At 41.0% G+C, this 18,893-nt stretch carries 21 protein-coding genes; 11 read left to right on the top strand and 10 right to left on the bottom strand.

From position 1 onward, the window contains the following. Window positions 1-86: 86 nt before the first annotated feature. From lptC to RT138_RS11050, 9 genes are all read right to left on the bottom strand, one after another. Complete coding sequence (gene lptC / locus RT138_RS11090) at window positions 87-686, bottom strand: LPS export ABC transporter periplasmic protein LptC (protein WP_185211359.1); 600 nt, start codon at window positions 684-686, stop codon at window positions 87-89. A gap of 3 nt (window positions 687-689) precedes the next feature. Next, complete coding sequence (locus RT138_RS11085) at window positions 690-1,889, bottom strand: hypothetical protein (RefSeq protein WP_313190733.1); 1,200 nt, start codon at window positions 1,887-1,889, stop codon at window positions 690-692. Window positions 1,890-2,208: 319 nt separating this feature from the next. Next, window positions 2,209-3,192, bottom strand: a complete 984-nt coding sequence (locus RT138_RS11080; protein ID WP_313190732.1) for a DUF6427 family protein — start codon at window positions 3,190-3,192, stop codon at window positions 2,209-2,211. 14 nt (window positions 3,193-3,206) lie between these two features. Continuing rightward, the gene (locus RT138_RS11075; RefSeq protein ID WP_185211356.1) at window positions 3,207-3,410 is read right to left on the bottom strand and encodes a CcmD family protein; all 204 of its coding nucleotides are present in this window, start codon (window positions 3,408-3,410) and stop codon (window positions 3,207-3,209) included. Window position 3,411: 1 nt separating this feature from the next. Beyond that, window positions 3,412-4,074 (bottom strand): cytochrome c biogenesis protein, encoded by a 663-nt coding sequence (gene ccsA, locus RT138_RS11070; protein ID WP_185211355.1) that lies wholly within the window; start codon window positions 4,072-4,074, stop codon window positions 3,412-3,414. A gap of 11 nt (window positions 4,075-4,085) precedes the next feature. Then, on the bottom strand, window positions 4,086-4,745 hold the full coding sequence (locus tag RT138_RS11065) for a heme exporter protein CcmB (protein WP_313190731.1): 660 nt from the start codon (window positions 4,743-4,745) through the stop codon (window positions 4,086-4,088). Between the two features lie 53 nt (window positions 4,746-4,798). After that, on the bottom strand, window positions 4,799-5,176 hold the full coding sequence (locus tag RT138_RS11060; RefSeq protein WP_313190730.1) for a YtxH domain-containing protein: 378 nt from the start codon (window positions 5,174-5,176) through the stop codon (window positions 4,799-4,801). Window positions 5,177-5,272: 96 nt separating this feature from the next. Next, complete coding sequence (locus RT138_RS11055; RefSeq protein ID WP_313190729.1) at window positions 5,273-7,108, bottom strand: ABC transporter ATP-binding protein; 1,836 nt, start codon at window positions 7,106-7,108, stop codon at window positions 5,273-5,275. Window positions 7,109-7,166: 58 nt separating this feature from the next. After that, window positions 7,167-7,718 carry a hypothetical protein gene (locus tag RT138_RS11050; RefSeq protein WP_313190728.1) on the bottom strand — a complete coding sequence of 184 codons (552 nt, stop codon included), beginning with the start codon at window positions 7,716-7,718 and terminating at the stop codon, window positions 7,167-7,169. A 208-nt stretch (window positions 7,719-7,926) separates the two neighbouring features. Here RT138_RS11050 and RT138_RS11045 point away from each other — a divergent pair, with 208 nt between their 5' ends. Together RT138_RS11045 and RT138_RS11040 are read left to right on the top strand one after the other, a co-directional pair. Next, window positions 7,927-9,228 carry a hypothetical protein gene (locus RT138_RS11045; protein ID WP_313190727.1) on the top strand — a complete coding sequence of 434 codons (1,302 nt, stop codon included), beginning with the start codon at window positions 7,927-7,929 and terminating at the stop codon, window positions 9,226-9,228. A gap of 6 nt (window positions 9,229-9,234) precedes the next feature. After that, window positions 9,235-9,849 (top strand): hypothetical protein, encoded by a 615-nt coding sequence (locus tag RT138_RS11040; RefSeq protein WP_313190726.1) that lies wholly within the window; start codon window positions 9,235-9,237, stop codon window positions 9,847-9,849. A gap of 305 nt (window positions 9,850-10,154) precedes the next feature. Here the strand turns inward: RT138_RS11040 and RT138_RS11035 are convergent, their stop codons facing one another. Further along, entirely contained in the window at window positions 10,155-10,943 is a 789-nt protein-coding gene (locus RT138_RS11035; protein WP_313190725.1) for an SAM-dependent chlorinase/fluorinase, read from the bottom strand. Window positions 10,944-11,199: 256 nt separating this feature from the next. On the opposite strand from RT138_RS11035, the gene RT138_RS11030 reads away from it, so the two are divergent. Genes RT138_RS11030 through hisF form a run of 9 tightly spaced genes read left to right on the top strand, consistent with a single transcriptional unit; the run spans window position 11,200 to window position 18,887 of the window. Next, complete coding sequence (locus RT138_RS11030) at window positions 11,200-12,171, top strand: PhoH family protein (protein ID WP_185211347.1); 972 nt, start codon at window positions 11,200-11,202, stop codon at window positions 12,169-12,171. A gap of 32 nt (window positions 12,172-12,203) precedes the next feature. Next, window positions 12,204-13,154: a phosphoribosylaminoimidazolesuccinocarboxamide synthase gene (locus RT138_RS11025; RefSeq protein ID WP_313190724.1), complete on the top strand. Its 951-nt coding sequence runs from the start codon at window positions 12,204-12,206 to the stop codon at window positions 13,152-13,154. 30 nt (window positions 13,155-13,184) lie between these two features. Continuing rightward, window positions 13,185-13,562, top strand: coding sequence for an STAS domain-containing protein (locus RT138_RS11020; RefSeq protein ID WP_093100638.1), 378 nt, complete (start codon window positions 13,185-13,187; stop codon window positions 13,560-13,562). A gap of 1 nt (window position 13,563) precedes the next feature. Then, complete coding sequence (locus RT138_RS11015; protein WP_185211345.1) at window positions 13,564-14,478, top strand: ribonuclease Z; 915 nt, start codon at window positions 13,564-13,566, stop codon at window positions 14,476-14,478. A gap of 55 nt (window positions 14,479-14,533) precedes the next feature. Next, complete coding sequence (hisC, locus tag RT138_RS11010) at window positions 14,534-15,586, top strand: histidinol-phosphate transaminase (protein ID WP_313190723.1); 1,053 nt, start codon at window positions 14,534-14,536, stop codon at window positions 15,584-15,586. 6 nt (window positions 15,587-15,592) lie between these two features. Then, window positions 15,593-16,732 carry a bifunctional histidinol-phosphatase/imidazoleglycerol-phosphate dehydratase HisB gene (gene hisB / locus RT138_RS11005; RefSeq protein ID WP_313190722.1) on the top strand — a complete coding sequence of 380 codons (1,140 nt, stop codon included), beginning with the start codon at window positions 15,593-15,595 and terminating at the stop codon, window positions 16,730-16,732. 39 nt (window positions 16,733-16,771) lie between these two features. Continuing rightward, window positions 16,772-17,362, top strand: coding sequence for an imidazole glycerol phosphate synthase subunit HisH (gene hisH / locus RT138_RS11000; RefSeq protein WP_313190721.1), 591 nt, complete (start codon window positions 16,772-16,774; stop codon window positions 17,360-17,362). A 15-nt stretch (window positions 17,363-17,377) separates the two neighbouring features. Next, complete coding sequence (locus tag RT138_RS10995) at window positions 17,378-18,130, top strand: HisA/HisF-related TIM barrel protein (RefSeq protein WP_185211341.1); 753 nt, start codon at window positions 17,378-17,380, stop codon at window positions 18,128-18,130. A gap of 1 nt (window position 18,131) precedes the next feature. Then, window positions 18,132-18,887 carry an imidazole glycerol phosphate synthase subunit HisF gene (gene hisF / locus RT138_RS10990; protein ID WP_254526561.1) on the top strand — a complete coding sequence of 252 codons (756 nt, stop codon included), beginning with the start codon at window positions 18,132-18,134 and terminating at the stop codon, window positions 18,885-18,887. Window positions 18,888-18,893 lie beyond the last annotated feature (6 nt).

Below are 18,893 nucleotides of genomic sequence, written 5' to 3'. Positions count from 1 at the left end.
CAAGATACAACTTTTATAAAAAAATAAGGTAAAAATTTATATTTAGCCTATTTCAATTTTCTTTTCGCCAATTCCTTCTATTTCTGTTAGTTCCCAAACGAAGGAAGCTGGGAGTCTGCCGATGGAATATGAATGGCAGTACCGTTCATAAATCGAATGTCATTGAAATCTGCATCCGCCGTGAAGGATGTCCCCTGTGCAGAGGTCCGACCATCATTGTATTCCGCAGTAATGGGTTGACTACCATAGTATTTCTTGTTCTTCTCGTCGTAAATCAATTCTTCCGTCTTGATTATCGTCCCATCCACCTTGGTAATCACTACATTTTTCCGGAATTCTGTCAGTCCTTCAATCCTTTTCTGCAAGGCATATTCGGAGGTTACTCGTTGCATCTCTTTGGCTTGGTCGTCGAAGAAAATAATCAGGACGCCTTTCTTGAACTCATAATTTCCGGTACTGTCATGATAGACACGCATCTCAGGTGCCTTTAGTTCAGCTTTTACCTTCGCCGAATCGCTATATACAACCGTTACATCCTTGGAAATATCCACAGCCTCTTCCTGCTTGATATTTGCCAAGCGATCGATGTCCTTGGTGTCATTTTCACAGGCAATTGACAAGATTGCCCCTAGCAAAACAATTGTTAGGGGCAATATTCTCGATATTTTCATTTCTGCAATGCGCATTTGTTAATCGTAACTTCTTCTGATAAACCAAGCATCATTAATGGTGAACCCTAAGTTGATATTGATATATCGCTCACGGACCAAATTGCTCTTGATCGTTCCTTGTTGGCCAAACTCGGCCGAAATGTTCACATTGGAGAAGGTCCTTCCAAAACCGGTCTCTGGTAATGGTAATCCTAATCCCACCGTCACTGCCATATCATTGATACGTTGCTGGTTCACGGTCATGTGTGTTTTGTTATATCTGAAACCTAAACGGTAATCGATTACTTTTAGATAGTTCAATGAGGTAGGATCCGGTTTGATCTGTCCACCGACAGCAAAACCAATGTTCTTTCCTAGGGCATCTTCTCCCTGACGAACTTGGTATTTCGACCAATCTGCGTATTTGAAATCAGCACCTACTGTCCAGTTCACACCTTTGCTGAACGTAAAACCTACATTATGTCTTAAAGGTAAGTTGATTTTACGATTGGATAGTACATCTGAATAAGAGGTGTCAATCGGAACCTGTTCCGTTATGTTTCCTGTACCGGTCATCGTACGGGTCACGATCGTAGAAACTTTACTCTTCACCGAGTTATCCAGTGATCCTGAATATCCAATGGTTAAGTTCTTTCTGTTTCCCAATGGGATGAAATATTGTGCTCCATAATCAAATACAATACCTGTAACTCTTCTGGTATCTGTTTTTGAGGTATTGTAGTAGTCGTAGTTGGAAGGAAACTCAATGATTGATTTGTCATATAGATTACCAAATAGGAATCCAATATTACCACCAATGCTGAAGTTTTTGAATGGAGAAACCCCATATCCAACATAGGCCTTGTTCAGGCCGCCCTCTCCAACCAATTTGGTCAAATAAGGTGTATTGCTGATATCTCTTTTTGCGGAGATGCTATAACCCACATCTGAATAGGGCATCAATCCGAAGGAGATACCACCTAATTTTGGTCCATTGTTCTTGTTCAATGAAAATCCGAAGGCAAAATGACTAAATGCAAAATCTGCAGTATGGTCAGTCAAGCTGTTCTTCTGCAATTGAGTGACGTTGCCATATAAACCGGCATCCAAAATGGTCCGGTTGAATCCTGAATAGGATGCAGGGTTTGAAATATTTAAAACCGGTAAACCGCCCTGAAATCTTACACCAGCAGAAATCCCGCCCATTCCTCGGGTCTGAGGAAGTAGATCTTCGCGCATTTGTCCCAATCCAAATTGGGAATATGGCGAATGTGAGGTAGAGGATTGCCCATAGGAGCGTGTACTCGAGAGTAAAATTGAACTTATTCCTAATAAAATAAGTAAGGACGTATTAGAGTAAAATAGTTTCAACTGTTCTGACATTTTAAGTGGATTTATCGCTGCATTATTCTTGCAAAATATCTTCTGTTCAAATCAATGCGCCTAAATCTTTTATGATGGCTGTATTATCCGAATTTTTGCTACAAAACTATCTATTTTTTAAATATCACAAGCTTTTTGTTTGTTAAAAAAGGTTAAACACCTATTGGACAGTAGTTTAGAAAAATTGAAAATAGATAATTGTGGATAATATGACTAGATATAGCGTTTCGTAAAACCATTTCACCTTGGCATGCGTGAAAAAATAGGCCAGGTAAATGGATAGAGGGGGTACACAAAGCAAAAAGTGATTGATCGATCTATCCTGGTTCAAATAAAAGGAACCAAAGATCAATAACAACATGATAAACAATAACTGGAAGCTTTTTCTTATCTGTACCACACTCTTGAAAAAGTTGTCCTTTAGGATAAATAAAAATCCTCCCAACGAAATGACGATAGGGATCAGGACAAAATAATCATGCATATCCATGTTTAGTTTCGTTGGAAATGCATAGGTAAAGGGAAGGAATATCTGATAGAACTCATCCATTCTTTCCAACCAGAAGTAAGCTACCGCCAATAGGAAATAAACCGTTATCACCCCTAATAATGGTGTGATCCATTCCCGCCAGTAAAAAGGACGGAATATGACTAAGCTTGACCAAATCAACAACAGCATCACGATGAAGGGGAAATAAATTAAACTTCCCAATGCCACCAAAAGACCAAGATCAAACATGATCCCTTTAATATCCACGTGCTTGTAGATATTGAACAGCTTTTGGAGCATCCAAATGGTAATGAAATTACAGATCAGGGTAGGCGATAGGACCAAGAACGGGATGAATAGACTCACTAGGGTCATGAACATCAATGACGTCAGGAAGCTAGGTTTTCCCAATAGGTTGAAATGGTTTACTACCCGATTTAAGGAAAATGCCTGTAGCAGGGTCAAAATCAAGGTAATCAATACATTACCGGAGGGTGAAAAGTTGGATCCTAAACGGATTCCAGCTAAGCGGTCCAATCCTGGTTCAAATAAAACTGGAGTCAGTTTCTCAGGCAGATGGTAGAACACACCTAGGCATAATACGGTACCAACAAGAATAACGAGAAATACGTTCAGTCCCGAAAGTGTTCGATGTTGGTTGATCAGCATAGAGTGTTGCTCCCTTATTTATCTTTTTCTAGTTTTTTGACTCTTTTATCTATGCTAAATAAGTAAATGGCAACTGATAAAAAGATTACCAGCATCACTGCCACCACCACATAGATTTTTCCTTCAGCACGGAGACCATCAGCCATCTGAACCTTTTCTTGGGCATTCAACGAAAAACTGATCATTAATGCCAGTAGGGACAATAGGAAATTTCTCATATTAAAAACTATTTCTTTTATCTTCAATTATACGAACGCGATAGCGTAGGGTCGCTATCCAACAACCAATCAATATCCAACCAATTACTGCTGTGTAAAATACCGGACGCATGTAATTGTCCATATCCAAATCCCCAAAAGTAGAGTTGCCTCCGCTTCCCGGATGCAGTGAATCGTTCATCTTGGGTAGGATATAGATCAATACGATCATGATCGGAAATGCAAAAATATTGTAGATCGCAGAGATCTTAGCGCGTTTTTGTTCTTCTTCCATGGCATTGCGAAGGACCAAGTAGGCCAAATACATCAAGGTGGCAATGGCTGCTCCATTCAACTGTGGGTCATTCGTCCATGGTGCTCCCCAAGTAATATTTGCCCATAACATACCTGTCATCAATCCACAGGCACAGAATAAAATACCGGTATTTACGGCCTCAACAGCCATAAAATCGTATTCACGCTTACCAGTGTTCAGATACTTAATGCTATAGATCAGGGATATTAAATACAGAATCATCATCGTAAACCACATTGGAACGTGGAAATATACATTACGAATGGTTTCATTTAAAATAGATAATACGGGAACGGGGCCAAGGAGTCCTGCAATTATGGTACTAGCGACCATGACAACCCCTAAAATTTTCCACCAACTTTTTTTCATAAGAACAAAAATCAATCTCGCCAAAGGTAAGGAAATAACAGCAAAGAAATAGCAATTGTAACGACATTAATTGCCAATAACACAGCAATATCAGCCCAACTGCTCGATAAAAAGCCGCCCATTAATGCCGATCGCGAAAGTTTGATCAATATGATCAGTAAGGGAATGATAACCGGAAAACTCAATATCGCCATGATCGTGCTGTTATTGCCTGCTTTTGCACTGATCCCCGCAATCATCGTAAATACGGTGGCAAAGGATATACTCCCCAATAAGATGCTTAATAGATAGACCGGGAGATTCCCAATCTCTGTTTTAAAGATCAGGTTATACACGATGAATGCAATGGCGGTCATCAGGATCATGACCAGGGAATTGTAAATGATCTTGGCAAGGATAATAGCCTTTGGGCCAACGATCGCATAATAATAGAGATGGCGTGTGCCCGTTTCCTGGATGAAACTGCGGCTCATCGCATTGATCGCCGCAAATAAGAGAATTATCCAGAACAAGGTGTTCCAAACAATAGTATCCACAGATTTGAATGATTGATAACATACAAATACTGTGGATACCACATAAAGTAGGATGCTGTTAATGGCATATTTCGAGCGCCATTCTAATACAACATCTTTATATATTAATGTTTTTACTTGTTCGAACAGATTCATGTAGCACAAAGATACAAATCAATCTGTTGAGCATTGTATGATTGCGCTAGAAATTAAGCGTTTTTAATTTCTGACTTTGCTTTATCAGCTGCATCTTCAGCTTTGTTTGCTAAATTATGGGCAGCATCTGATGCCTTTCCAGCCCATTCGTTTGCTTTTGATGAAGCTTTATCCAAAGCATCACGGCCAGCATTCTTAGCACGGTCTTTTAAGTTCTCTAAATCTTCCTTAGCAGTTTTAGCTAATTTTTGAGCTCTCTTCGCTTCTTTTTTAGAAAGATCCTTGATCGATTTTGTTAAGCTCTTGATGCCATCATTAGCACGATCTAATTGTTTCTTTCCGTCTTCAGTTCCTAATAAGTAATATGCTGCAGTTCCTACTGCTAATCCTAGTAAGGCAAATGCCACTAATCCATTTCTATTTTTTTCCATGATTCTATTTTTTTATCCTATTTAGTCTAATATGTTCTGTTAATGATAAACAAGGTATAAGCCAAAATGTTTTTTGCTTCCCTAAATTAACAAAAATTAACTTTCAACTACGTGAAGGGACTGTAATGTGTAGAGATGTTGGTATAATCCGCTGCCTTTTTCCATCAATTCCTGGTGGGTTCCCATATCTGAAATGACGCCTTCTTCGACAACAATAATCTTGTCAGCGTCTCGAATAGTGGACAGTCGGTGTGCTATAATAATGGATGTCCTGTTCTTCATCAGTTCTACCAATGCCTGCTGGACCATTCTTTCAGATTCTGAATCTAGGGAAGAGGTAGCCTCATCTAAGATTAAGATAGCTGGATCCTTCAATAGGGCACGGGCAATGGCAATTCTTTGTCTTTGCCCTCCAGATAATTTCACGCCGCGTTCGCCTACAACGGTATCATAACCCTCTGGGAAGTCCATGATAAATTGGTGCGCATTTGCTCGTTTTGCAGCGGTAATGATATCCTCCGCTTCTGCATTCAGGTTTCCATAGCTGATGTTCTCACGAATGGTACCTCCGAACAAGAGTACATCCTGAGGGACAATGGCAACTTGGTTCCTGATATCGGTCAAGGCCAGCTGTTCTGCTGGAATACCATCATATTTTATGGTACCACTGCTAGGCTGGTAAAATTGTAGGATCAAGGATGCAATGGTCGATTTCCCAGTTCCACTAGGGCCGACAATTGCCAGTTTTTTGCCCGCAGCAACATGGAAAGAGAGATCTTTTAATATGGTCAGGTCCGGGCGGGTCGGATAGGCAAAGGTCACATGGTCAAATTGGATATCACCATGCAATTCGACTCTGATCTCTTTATCATCTTCGCTGACCTGTATGTCTTCCTTCGGCTCGTTCAAGATTTCTAGCACACGTTCACTTGCCCCTAAAGAGCGTTGTAAGGTGGCATAGAGTTCTGGGAAACTACCCATTGAACCAGCAACAAACATGGAATATAGAATATAGGTCGTTAAATCTCCTACTGAAATTTCATGGATGGATACTAAGGAGGCTCCGTACCAGATAACGATAATGACTGCCCCGAAGATGGCAAATATGATAAAGGAGGCAAAAATACCACGGTAAGTAGCACCTTTTACAGCTAATGCCACCGATTGGTTCAGCTTTTCTGCATAACGCTTTGATTCAAAGAACTCGTTTACAAAAGCCTTGACATTGCTGATGCCCAATAATGTTTCTTGTACAACAGAATTGGATTCTGCCAGTTTATCCTGTGCTTCCCTTGAAAGGTTCCGGATGAATCTCCCGAAAATAATCGCCACGATAATTATCAAGGGTAGGATACATAGGTTCATCAATGCCAACTTTGGCGAAACCCATATCAATAAAGCTACCCCAAAACATAGACTGATGGTCTGCCTGAGCATTTCTGCCAAGGTCGTGGTCATGGTGTCCTGGATCTGGGAAAGGTCGGATGACAGGCGACTGTTCAGTTCACCAACCCTGCGGTTGGCAAAAAAATCAATCGGTAGGGTAATCAAGCGATGGTAGGTGTCCTTGCGGATATTCGCTAATGCTTTTTCGGCAATCTCCACAAACAAGCGGATCCGAAAAAAAGAAATTACGGACTGAAAGGATAAGATGATCAATGATAATCCACCTATGTACATCACGCTAGCCGGTAGCCACTCGTATTTCACGCGTCCCTGTGCTGCATCTATCATTGCTCCTAATAGTGCCGGAAAGGTCAGCATGGTTAAGCTGGAAAGGATTAAAAAAACCATCCCAATCACAAATTTCCACTTAAAAGGCTTGATGTAGGAAAATATCCGTAATGCTTTCTGGAAAATTTCTTTGTTCAGCTTCGGTTTGGGTAAATCCCCCGAATGGGTGTCTCCACTGTTCAATCTCGGTCTGGCCATGTACTAATTTCTTTCTCTTTTTGAGCAAAAGTACCAATATAAATAGGTCTTCTTATCACTATTCCGTCAATTTTTTGGGTTTATGCCTATTGTACTGATAAATCAGAAGGATTATTAAAGCTATGATGACGATAACAGCCAAATAAATCAGCACCCCATTCCCTGTATCCGTACTTTCCATGGATTTCAGCTCCTCCCGCAGTTTGTCATTTTCATTCTGCAGTTTTGTGATGGTTTTCATGTACGCAGAAACCTGCATGTCATATTCACTGGCCAACCGTTGATAGCGTTCACTTTGCGCATCCTTTAAATCTAATAATTTCCGGGTTTCCAAAAAGATGTTATTGTCGTTCAATACCACCTGTCTCAGGATATCGATGGATTTCTGCATGTCCTTCTTGGTCTTGAACAGTCCGAAAACCCCAGTTTTCTTCTCCAATGACTGGTCATATTCGCCAAATCGACGGCTCCTATCGTTCAATAATTGGTTCACTCGTTCCCGTTGTGCCTCAAACGTTATGGAGTCTGCCTTGACCGCCGTACTATCTTGAGCATGCAACAATTGAACAAAAAAGAGCGCAATAAATATCAGGAGGCTGTGTTTTTTCATATTTGTATGGATGATTCTTGCTTTATTTTTTTTAATCATGGATTCGTTAACCGCAATTTTACTGCCTGTTTTTGTATAGATGCTGGTTCAAGGTCTATTTATTACCGACAATCAATAAAATCTCATTATTGTGAAAAAACATTAACCTGCTGTCGCAATATGAGTTCTGTTACCGTATATCATAAATATAACCCAATTGTATAAACTTATGAAATCCACAACACTAACTGTTAAAAGATGCTTTTTGCTGATTTTGCCAGTCCTGCTACTTTCTCTTTTTTGGGGCTGTGACAAAATTGATTCCCAGGGGACCTATATCGCCAAGATTCCCATCTATAAAACTTTGCGAGAAATCAGGGCCAGCAATATTAGCATCGCTCAGCCCCAACCGATGGCTTCGACAGGTAAAATTTATCTGTATAAGGATTATCTATTGATGAATGAACCGAATAAAGGTATTCATATTTATGATAATAGCAATCCTGCAACCCCCAAAGCATTAGGTTTTCTGCCGATCCTTGGGAATTTTGATCTTGGGGTACAAAATAACTTGCTCTATGTTGATAATATTGTCGATTTGTTGACCTTTGATATCTCGAATATCAGCAAGCCCGTCTTGGTTAATCGACAAAAGGATGTGTTTGCTGTCAAATATATAATAGACAACAAACCGGTTAATGTTTTAAGGGATGATGACCCTGTCCCCGTGGCATACCGAGACTCTTTGGTGAGTTTCGCTGATCATCGCGAATATAAACCTGATGGCCAACGCTATTTAGTCTATGAAAGTATAGGTAATAATTATTCCGGTTCAAATGGGGGTGGCACCGGTGGAAACACTGTCGGGCAAGCAGGTTCCTTGGCTAGGTTTGCCATTGCCGAAAACTTTCTTTTTGCCATTTTTCAGGATAAAGTGAAAAACTTTGACCTTCAAAATGCCCGCGCTCCAAAATTGATCAATGAAGTGAGCCTAGGTTTTGGAATCGAAACCTTGTTTCCATATAAGAAATCACTGTTTGTCGGTGCAAATAATGGTATGCATATCCTAGATATCACTAATCCGACCAGCCCTAAGGAGCTTTCTAATTATTCCCATGCCTTTGCCTGTGATCCTGTCGTTGTCAACGATGATTTTGCCTTTGTGACGTTGCGGACCGGTACGATATGTAATGGAAACGTCAATGCCTTGCAAGTTGTCAATATCCGTGACCTGACTGCACCACAATTGGTAAAGAGCTATAACCTGAAGAGCCCCCATGGATTGGCCCTGACCGGTGAGCATCTCTATGTATGTGAAGGTGCGTCCGGTTTGAAAAGCTTCAAAGTTACCGATGTCACGGCCATTGATAAGAACATCATGCAGAACTTGGAAAACCTGAAAAGCTTTGATGTCATTGCCGGACCAAAATCCTTGATAGTCTTGGGGCCTGAGGGTATCTGTCAATATGATTATACTAACAAAGCCAATTTGAAACAATTGAGCTGTATTTCCATTAACCTGAAAAAATAATTCTTTATGAAGCAGTGTTTCAAATTGTTTTTGGTCCTCATTTTAGGACTGAACAGTATCCAAGTGTTAAGAGCGCAAGAGAAAAAATACATGAACCATACCGAATTTGGGGTCATGGCCTATGATATGACCTTCCAGGAAGCCGGCATTACCGCCCAAACCTTTAATGGGTACCTATTGAATCCTGACCTAGCTATCGGAGGGACTACGGGTTTCGAAAAATATGCCGTTGATGCCATCCATACTTTTTCCTCTGTCCCGATTTCCTTGGGAGCCCGATACACCTTTTTGGATCCCGGTAAAGCAAGGTTAATTTCTGGATTAGATGCTGGTTACGGCATTATTTGGGAAAATGAACCTCGACAAAAGGCCGATATCTCAGGTGGAATACGGATAGCCCCAGAATTGGGCCTGAAATTGAAACTGTCCGAAGGGACTGGTTTTATATCTTTCACTTTAGGCTATCAATACCAAGCTATAAAAGCTAAATATACCCAGCAAAAGCCACCTATTTTTGAGCCCTATGTGGATTACATCCAGGCTTATCCAATTGATGAATATGCAGAAACCAAGAAAATGGATGCACATAGGTTCTCCTTAAAGATAGGATTTGGATTCTAAAACGCATTCATGATAAAATAATCCTAATAACCATAGCATGGGAAGGGTGGCAAAGTGATTTGCTACCCTTTGTTTTTTGTACTTTCGAAGGGGCTATTTATTCGAGTTTTATTTTGACCTTATTCGAGGCATATTCGAGGAAATCCGGTTTGCGTTCGGAAAATTCGGAATGAGTCTCGAATGAGATATGATTAAATTCCAGTGTTTCTTACATGTGAAATTAACACTTAACAATTTATCGTTTAGTCGATTGCGAACAAGAAAAAAACGTGGAACATTTTGTCGACCACACTCCATCGGAGGGTCTATTTCTTTTCCAGGAACTCAACAAGAATGGTTTCATCTTGGTATAGTCCCAACAACTGGCTTGCATGGCCTTTGTTGATGGCTATCTCCAAGAAATTGCTGATTCCGAATAAGCATAGTTTCTCACCTTCGGCAACCTCATTGTAGTGCCAGGACAGGTTGCTGATCGTTTCGTTTCGCTTGAAACGTAGGATAAAATCCCGGCCCTGTTGGACTTGGTTGAAGAGGTCCTTGCTGATATTACTGATGACATTACCAAAGGAGTCGATGAAGGTGACATGGCCCTTGATGCTGTTCTGGTTGTAGATGGGTTGAAATGTGACTTTCTGTACCGCATTGTCGATAGGGATGCCAATATCTTGGAGTTTACCGCCATCTGCGATGTGACAGGCAGCTTTGGTCAGGATATCAGCAAGCGGGAAATGCAGGTAGCGCAGATCCTGCATGATATTGATCTCGACCATTTCAGTTGGTTTGTCTTCACCGATGATGATACTGAAGATCCCGTTGTCTGCACCGACAAAGAACTGACCTTTGTAGGCCATGGCGAGGTAACGCGAGTCTTCTTGGAAGACGGTGTCGATACCGATTAAGTGTACGGTATTCTTTGGAAAGTACGGATAAGCGTTGTTGATAACGAAAGCCGCATGTTGTATACTGAAAGAGGGGATATCGTGAGAAATGTCAACGAGCCTAACATTCGGCAACTGCGAAATGATACTGCCTTTGAGTGCAGCTTGATAAAAATCGCGATGACCTAAATCGGTGGTTAACGTAATTACTCCCATAGTGTTCAGCAAGCCTGAAGCTAAAAAAATTATATTGATATTTTGTTAAGCGAATTACAAAAATAGAAAAAGTAAATAGATTGCTAAATCTATTATGAATTAATACTTGCAATTGCTTTTAATTCTGCTCAATTAGTTTGTATTTTTGATTCAAGAAAGTGCGAAAAGCGCATAATATTTTCGTTTTTTTGATATCTTTATTTGCACGCCAATCGGACAGGACGTGAAATATTCAGGAAATTAATTAGGAAACAATTTGAGCGAATTAGAAATCAATTTAGATGTCGTCAATTTGGTGACATTATGGGGGGCTCAGAATGAAAATTTTGAGTTTATAAAGAAAGCTTTTCCGAAGTTACGTCTGGTAGCAAGAGGGAGTACCTTGAAGGTTTTAGGGGAAGAAGGGGAGCGGACAAGGTTTCAACAGGTATTTGATGATATTCTAGCTCATATCAACCAATTTCAGACTCTTTCCTTGTTGGAATTGGAAAGTTTGTTAGGGTCGGTGTCGAATGTAAAGCCAGTTATTGCAGAGAAGGAAGATGGCGAGCAAAAGGTGGCCGCATTTAAAGGCGAACCTATCGTATATGGTCCAAATGGGATCGTGGTACGTGCTCGGACGCCTAATCAGAGGCGTATGGTGGACAGTATCAATAAGAATGACATTCTTTTTGCCATTGGTCCAGCAGGTACCGGAAAAACCTATACAGCAGTTGCCCTTGCGGTACGAGCTTTAAGGAATAAAGAAATCAAACGTATTATCCTGACCAGGCCAGCGGTTGAAGCTGGTGAAAACCTAGGTTTCTTGCCAGGGGACCTAAAAGAGAAGGTTGATCCATATTTACGTCCGCTTTATGATGCATTGGATGATATGATTCCTGCGGAAAAACTGAAGGGATATCTGGAGAACAGAACCATTGAAGTAGCTCCATTGGCATTTATGCGCGGAAGGACCTTGGACAATTGCTTTGTTATCCTAGATGAGGCACAGAATGCCACAGATATGCAGCTCAAGATGTTCTTGACACGGATGGGGCCAACTGCCAAATTTATCGTGACAGGGGATATGACCCAGGTAGATTTACCTAAAAAAACGCAATCGGGATTAGTCAATGCCGTAAAGATTTTGGATGGGATTGAAGGGATAGATATGATTTACCTGAGCGGTTCGGATGTCGTTCGCCATAAATTGGTGAAACGTATCTTGGAAGCTTACGGTGACATTTAAGATTAAATTAATGCGTTTCAGACGCACACACAATGAATAATACAATAAAAGAAACAAATTTTAACTTCAAGGGACAGACAGCATTTTATAGAGGAAAAGTAAGAGATGTGTACAGCATCGGGTCGGACTACCTGGTGATGGTAGCTTCAGACCGTATTTCTGCTTTTGATGTGGTATTGCCAAAGCCTATTCCTTTTAAAGGTCAGGTTTTGAACCAAATTGCATCCAAATTTCTGTCTGCCACAGCTGATATCCTTCCAAATTGGGTGGCATCCGTTCCAGACCCAAATGTTACAATAGGAAAGAAATGTGAACCTTTCAAGGTTGAAATGGTGATCCGTGGATATGTTTCCGGACATCTTTGGCGAACCTATCGCGATGGGGGAAGGGTGCTTTGTGGGGTGGAACTTCCTGAAGGATTAAAAGAGAACGATAAATTACCTACTCCAATCATTACGCCATCGACAAAAGCAGATGTGGGCCATGATGAGGATATTTCCAGAGCGGATATCATTGCTAGAGGCATTGTATCAGAAGAGGATTATTCGCAGTTAGAGAAGTTTGCCCATGCTTTATACCAGCGTGGAACTGAGATTGCTGCCGAACGAGGCTTGATCTTGGTGGATACCAAATATGAGTTTGGAAAAAAAGATGGACAGATCTATTTGATCGATGAAATCCATACGCCCGATTCCTCCCGTTATTTTTATGCAGAAGGCTATGCGGAGCGTCAGGAAAAGGGGGAGCCGCAGAAACAGCTTTCGAAAGAATTTGTGAGACAATGGTTGATCGAAAATGGATTCCAAGGAAAAGAAGGACAAAAAGTACCTGAAATGACCGAAGAAATTGTTAAATCCATTTCTGAGCGCTATATTGAGCTTTACGAACACATTACTGGGGAGAAGTTTCATTATCCGGAAGAAGGGCATGTCCTGGATCGGGTAGAAAAGAATGTAGCGAAAGCCTTGGAAGAACTGAATTAAGGATAAACACAACTAATTATTTATAGACAGATGAAATTTACGGTAGACAAATACGATCGATATGTTGTAATAGAGCCTCTTCAAGAGAGGTTGGACGGAGAAACTGCCGCAAGTTTAAAAGGCGAGTTTATGTTGCGCAATACAGGTGGGCAACGCAATATTGTTTTGGACATGAACAATGTGAAATCCACTGATGAGACAGGGATTCGCACAGGTCTATTGGCTCGTCGTCTATGTAAATCATTAGGGGGCCTATTTATCTTGACAAATCTAAATGAGGAGATCTTGACTTACATCAAATCTTTGGGGTTGGATAAATACCTGATCATTACCAAGAACATTGAGAAAGCCAAGGACCTGATCTTTGGGAATGAAATCCGATTAGATTTAAAAGAAGAGCAAGAGTAGTATGTTACGATTTGAGGTATTAATTTTAGGAAACAGTTCGGCGACACCCATGTTCGAGCGTCATCCTACATCTCAAGTAGTAAATTATAATGAGCAATTGTTCTTGATTGACTGTGGGGAGGGCACACAGATGCAGCTCTCCAAGTATGGGATCAAGAGCAATCGCATCGATCACATCTTTATTAGCCATCTGCATGGTGATCATTACCTCGGTCTTGTTGGCCTGGTATCGTCCATGCACCTGGTTGGTAGGAAGGCTGATCTCCATATCTACGGTCCTGCCCCGTTGCAGGAAATCCTAGAGTTACATTTTAAATATTCTGAAACGGTCATCCGTTATAATATCATCTTCCATCAGACCAATCCGGATCAGGAAGAGGTGATATTTGAGTCGAGGATGTTGACGGTCAGGTCCTTTCCATTGATCCACCGAATATCCTGCACGGGATTTCGGTTTGATGAAGGCAAACGGGCAGCAGCCTTGCGAGCGGATAAAGTGGAGGAGTTAAAGATCCCCAAGGTTTATTTTGCAGCCCTGAAAAAAGGGATCGATTATGTTGACCCACAGGGAAAGGTCTATGCAGCAAGTGAATTGACCTTACCACCTCCAGAATCAAGGAGCTATGCCTATTGCTCGGATACCGTAAGGCATCCGATTTACCTGCGTTCAATAGAAGGGGCTGATCTATTGTACCATGAAAGCACCTTTTTACATGAAATGGTAGACCGTGCCAAAGAGACCTTCCATACGACTTCCTTGGAAGCAGCAGAAATTGCAAAGGAAGCCCATGTAAAGAAGCTTTTACTTGGCCACTATTCAGCGAGATACAGGACTTTGCAGCCGTTATTGGAGGAAGCCCAGCAGGTTTTTCCAAATACCGAACTATCGGTGGAAGGGAAATGGTTTTTAGTTTAGTGATTTTGTTTATTTTTGGCCATATTTACAGCTCGAAAAATTTTAGACTACTACAATGTCATTCAACTTAACCGCACTTCTTCGAGATAACATCAAGAACCTTGTGCCCTATTCTTCGGCGCGAGATGAATTTAAGGGAGAAGCATCTGTTTTTTTAGATGCCAATGAGAACTCTTTTGGCTCTCCGCTTCCACATGATTATAACCGTTATCCGGATCCCCTTCAACATCAACTTAAGGGTAAGCTTTCCAAGATCAAGGGTGTGCCTGCGGAAAATATTTTCTTGGGCAACGGTTCAGACGAGGCCATTGATATTCTATACCGAGCATTCTGTACCCCGAAAATAGATAATGTGATCTTGGTACCTCCAACCTATGGGATGTACGAGGTTTCCGCCAATATCAATGATGTTGAAACACGGAAAGTCAATTTGACCAAGGATTTTCAGCTTGACCTTGACGGAATTGCTGAAGCAATCGATATGCACAGCAAGATGATCTTTGTGTGCTCGCCTAACAATCCCACCGGAAACAGCATCGATCCTTTAGATATAGAAACACTTTTAGTGAACTTCTCTGGTTTAGTGGTCGTAGATGAGGCCTATATCAATTATTCCAAGCAGAAGTCCTTTACCCATTCTTTGCCGGAGTTTCCTAATCTGGTCATCTTGCAGACCCTTTCAAAGGCTTGGGGCTTGGCCGCTTTACGCTTAGGCTTAGCATTTGCCAGTAAGGAGATCATTGAGGTTTTCAATAAGATCAAACCACCTTACAATATCAACCAAGCTACGCAAGACTTAGTATTGGAAGCTTTAGAAAATGTAGAGGTAGTCAACGAATGGATTAAAACGACAGTTGCCGAAAGAGAAGAGCTGTCCAAGAAATTGGAGGCTTTTCAACAGGTAGAGCATATTACACCTTCAGATGCCAACTTTATCTTGGTTAAGCTGGAACGTCCAAAAGAATTATATGGGCACTTGGTGGAACGTGGCATTATCGTTCGCGACCGATCCAAAGTTGCTTTATGTGAAGGTTGTCTGCGCATTACCATCGGAACAAAGCTTGAAAACGAAAAATTATTAGAAGAGATCCAACAATTTTATAAATAAGTAAGCATGGCTGATCAATTAAAAAGAATACTGTTTATCGATAGAGATGGAACTTTAATTTTAGAACCTGAGGATGAACAGATTGATTCCTTTGCTAAGTTGAAGTTTTATCCAGGGGCTTTGCAGTACTTGCCAAAAATTGCAAAAGAACTTGATTTTGAGTTGGTGTTGGTAAGTAATCAGGATGGTTTGGGCACTTCCTCGCACCCTGAAGAGAACTTTTGGCCGGTGCATCAATTTGTTTTGGATGCCTTTTCAGGTGAAGGGGTGAGTTTTGTTAAAGAACATATCGACAAAACATTTCCACATGAGAATGCGGACACTCGCAAGCCAGGAATTGGCATGTTAAAGGAATATTTTGACGCCGCGAAATACGACTTGGCGAATTCTTTCGTCATCGGAGACCGTGTCAATGATGTGAAATTGGCTCAGAACCTTGGCGCCAAGGCTATTTGGTTAAGGAATAACGATGAGTTGGGCATGCATGAGAATGTTGCCATTTCGGAGGATTGCATTGCATTGGAAACCAGTGAATGGAAAGCTATCTATGAGTTCTTGAAATTGGGAAGCCGTACCGGTGAGCACCATCGTAAGACCAATGAAACGGATATCTATATTAAATTGAACTTAGACGGAAGTGGAAAATCCGATATAGAAACGGGCCTTCCATTTTTCGATCATATGTTGGATCAATTAGCGCGTCATGGTGCATTGGATCTAACGATCAAAGCTAAAGGTGATCTACATATCGATGAGCACCATACCATCGAAGATACAGGAATTGCCTTGGGTGAAATCTTTTTGGACGTGTTGGGGAATAAGCGCGGGATTGAACGTTATGCCTTTACCCTTCCAATGGATGATTGCTTGGCACAGGTAGCTATTGATTTTGGAGGTAGGAATTGGATTGTTTGGGATGCAGAATTCAAACGTGAGAAAATTGGAGATATGCCAACCGAGATGTTTTTCCATTTCTTCAAATCCTTTTCAGATGCATCAAAATCGAATCTTAACATTCAGGCGACTGGTGATAATGAGCACCATAAAATAGAGGCCATCTTCAAGGCTTTTGCGAAAACCATCAAAAAAGCGGTACGAAGAGATGTTGATAATATGCAACTTCCAAGTACAAAAGGTCTTCTGTAAAAACGAAATGGGATTTAAGGGGTTATATATAAAGGAATTATGATTGGGATAGTAAACTATGGAGCTGGGAATATATTTTCCATCACTGCAGCCTTAAAACGACTGAACATTTCATATGGGATGATTAACCATCCTGAGGATTTTGAGCAGTATGAAAGGATTATTATTCCAGGTGTAGGACATGCTGGGGCGGCCATGCAAAAGTTGCTGGAATCTGGGCTGTCCGATACCATCAAGACCTTAAAAAAACCGGTGTTGGGGATCTGTGTGGGCATGCAGCTGATGACGGATTATTCAGAGGAAGGTCAAGCAGACCTTTTAGGGATCATTCCCCTGAAGACGTTACACTTTGAGGATAGGGTTAAAGAGAAGGTGCCTCATATGGGTTGGAACAGTATTAATTTTGAAGAGAACTGTCCACTTTTTAAGGAAATTCCTAATAATGCCTATTTTTATTTCGTTCATTCTTATTACATTGAACATGAATTAACCTACGGCATAGCTACTTGTGAGTACGGATTGCCATTTTCGGCAGCAATAGCAAAGGATAATTTCTGGGCAGTACAATTTCATCCCGAGAAATCTGGAAAAGTTGGGGAGCAGTTATTGCTGAATTTTAATGAATTATAAATGAATTTTTAGACTATGTATATTATACCTGCAATTGATGTATTGGACAAACAGGTTGTCCGTTTGAGAGAGGGTAACTATGAAGATGTTACGACTTACTCCATTACTTTGGAAGAACAGATCGAGAAATACCATGCGAATGGTACCGAAATCGTTCATATCATTGATCTCAATGGTGCGAAGGGAGATTTTAGCAATCAGGAATACCTGTTTGATATCATTCGGAGAACCGAAATGAAAGTCCAATATGGTGGTGGTGTCCGTAGCATTGAAAAAGTTAAGGAATTGGTAGATGCAGGTGTATATCGCGTTATCGTAGGCACACAAGCTATTACAAACCCTACCTTTTTAGAGGAATTGAGCAAGCTAAATGAAGGTAGAACAAAATATGCAGATCACATTGTGATTGCGATCGATGTATTGGATGAAGTCATCAAATATTCCGGTTGGTTGGAGAGTTCTCCGATCAAATTAATCGAATACATTGATAAATGCTTGGCATTAGGTTTTTATCGCTTCTTGTGTACCGACATCAGTAAAGATGGAAAATTAGGTGGTGCAGGCGTTGAATTATACAAGAAATTATTGGATCATTCGCCAATTATCAAATTGATCGGTTCAGGCGGTATCAGTTCAATGGCTGATATTGAAGAACTGAACAATTTAGGCAAAATGGAATCTGTGGTGGTTGGTAAGGCGATCTATGAAAACAGGATCAGCATCGAAGAGATCAAAGCTTGGAACTTAAAAGCATTAATCAGTCTTTAAAATGCTAGCAAAGCGAATTATTCCTTGTTTGGATGTTAAGGATGGCCGGACGGTAAAGGGGGTTAATTTTGTTGACCTTAGAGATGCTGGGGATCCCGTTGAATTAGCTTGGCAATATTCGCAGCAAGGAGCAGATGAACTGGTATTCCTGGATATCACAGCTACCCATGAACGCCGAAAAACTACGGTGGATTTGGTAAAGGCCGTAGCCAGTCAGATCAATATTCCATTTACCATCGGAGGTGGGATCAATGAGCTATCGGATGCGGATATCCTGTTGAATGCTGGTGCAGATAAAATCTCCATCAATTCAGCTGCGGTCCGTAATCCTGAACTCTTAGACCAGTTTGCGAAAGCTTTTGGTGTTCAATTTGTGGTTTTAGCGGTTGATACCCGATTGGTAAATGGCAAGAATTTTGTCCACCTACGTGGAGGCCGAGACCTTACCGATATTGAAACGGAAGATTGGATCAAGGAAGCAGAAAATAGAGGTGCCGGTGAAATCCTGTTGACTTCCATGGACCATGATGGGACCAAAAATGGATTTGATAATGGCTTGCTGAAAAAGATCAATGATTCTATCCATATTCCCTTGATCGCATCCGGAGGAGCAGGTAACCAGCAGCATTTTGTGGATGTTTTCCAACAGTCCAATGTAGATGCCGCTCTTGCAGCTTCTGTATTCCACTATGGGGAGATTTTAATCCCTGAATTAAAAGAAACATTGCACGCCAATGGAATTTCCGTTAGGCGATAATACATA

Source organism: Sphingobacterium sp. (assembly GCF_032065005.1).
GTDB lineage: Bacteria > Bacteroidota > Bacteroidia > Sphingobacteriales > Sphingobacteriaceae > Sphingobacterium.
The sequence above is the reverse complement of the archived record's forward strand: the minus strand, read 5'-3'. Positions and strand labels throughout refer to the sequence as shown.

Coding starts and splice junctions, on each gene's coding strand:
- lptC (WP_185211359.1), bottom strand. CDS start 686: ATGCGCATTGCAGAAATGAAAATATCGAGAATATTGCCCCTAACAATT.
- RT138_RS11085 (WP_313190733.1), bottom strand. CDS start 1,889: ATGCGCGAAGATCTACTTCCTCAGACCCGAGGAATGGGCGGGATTTCT.
- RT138_RS11080 (WP_313190732.1), bottom strand. CDS start 3,192: ATGCTGATCAACCAACATCGAACACTTTCGGGACTGAACGTATTTCTC.
- RT138_RS11075 (WP_185211356.1), bottom strand. CDS start 3,410: ATGAGAAATTTCCTATTGTCCCTACTGGCATTAATGATCAGTTTTTCG.
- ccsA (WP_185211355.1), bottom strand. CDS start 4,074: ATGAAAAAAAGTTGGTGGAAAATTTTAGGGGTTGTCATGGTCGCTAGT.
- RT138_RS11065 (WP_313190731.1), bottom strand. CDS start 4,745: ATGAATCTGTTCGAACAAGTAAAAACATTAATATATAAAGATGTTGTA.
- RT138_RS11060 (WP_313190730.1), bottom strand. CDS start 5,176: ATGGAAAAAAATAGAAATGGATTAGTGGCATTTGCCTTACTAGGATTA.
- RT138_RS11055 (WP_313190729.1), bottom strand. CDS start 7,108: ATGGCCAGACCGAGATTGAACAGTGGAGACACCCATTCGGGGGATTTA.
- RT138_RS11050 (WP_313190728.1), bottom strand. CDS start 7,718: ATGAAAAAACACAGCCTCCTGATATTTATTGCGCTCTTTTTTGTTCAA.
- RT138_RS11045 (WP_313190727.1), top strand. CDS start 7,927: ATGAAATCCACAACACTAACTGTTAAAAGATGCTTTTTGCTGATTTTG.
- RT138_RS11040 (WP_313190726.1), top strand. CDS start 9,235: ATGAAGCAGTGTTTCAAATTGTTTTTGGTCCTCATTTTAGGACTGAAC.
- RT138_RS11035 (WP_313190725.1), bottom strand. CDS start 10,943: ATGGGAGTAATTACGTTAACCACCGATTTAGGTCATCGCGATTTTTAT.
- RT138_RS11025 (WP_313190724.1), top strand. CDS start 12,204: ATGAATAATACAATAAAAGAAACAAATTTTAACTTCAAGGGACAGACA.
- RT138_RS11020 (WP_093100638.1), top strand. CDS start 13,185: ATGAAATTTACGGTAGACAAATACGATCGATATGTTGTAATAGAGCCT.
- RT138_RS11015 (WP_185211345.1), top strand. CDS start 13,564: ATGTTACGATTTGAGGTATTAATTTTAGGAAACAGTTCGGCGACACCC.
- hisC (WP_313190723.1), top strand. CDS start 14,534: ATGTCATTCAACTTAACCGCACTTCTTCGAGATAACATCAAGAACCTT.
- hisB (WP_313190722.1), top strand. CDS start 15,593: ATGGCTGATCAATTAAAAAGAATACTGTTTATCGATAGAGATGGAACT.
- hisH (WP_313190721.1), top strand. CDS start 16,772: ATGATTGGGATAGTAAACTATGGAGCTGGGAATATATTTTCCATCACT.
- RT138_RS10995 (WP_185211341.1), top strand. CDS start 17,378: ATGTATATTATACCTGCAATTGATGTATTGGACAAACAGGTTGTCCGT.
- hisF (WP_254526561.1), top strand. CDS start 18,132: ATGCTAGCAAAGCGAATTATTCCTTGTTTGGATGTTAAGGATGGCCGG.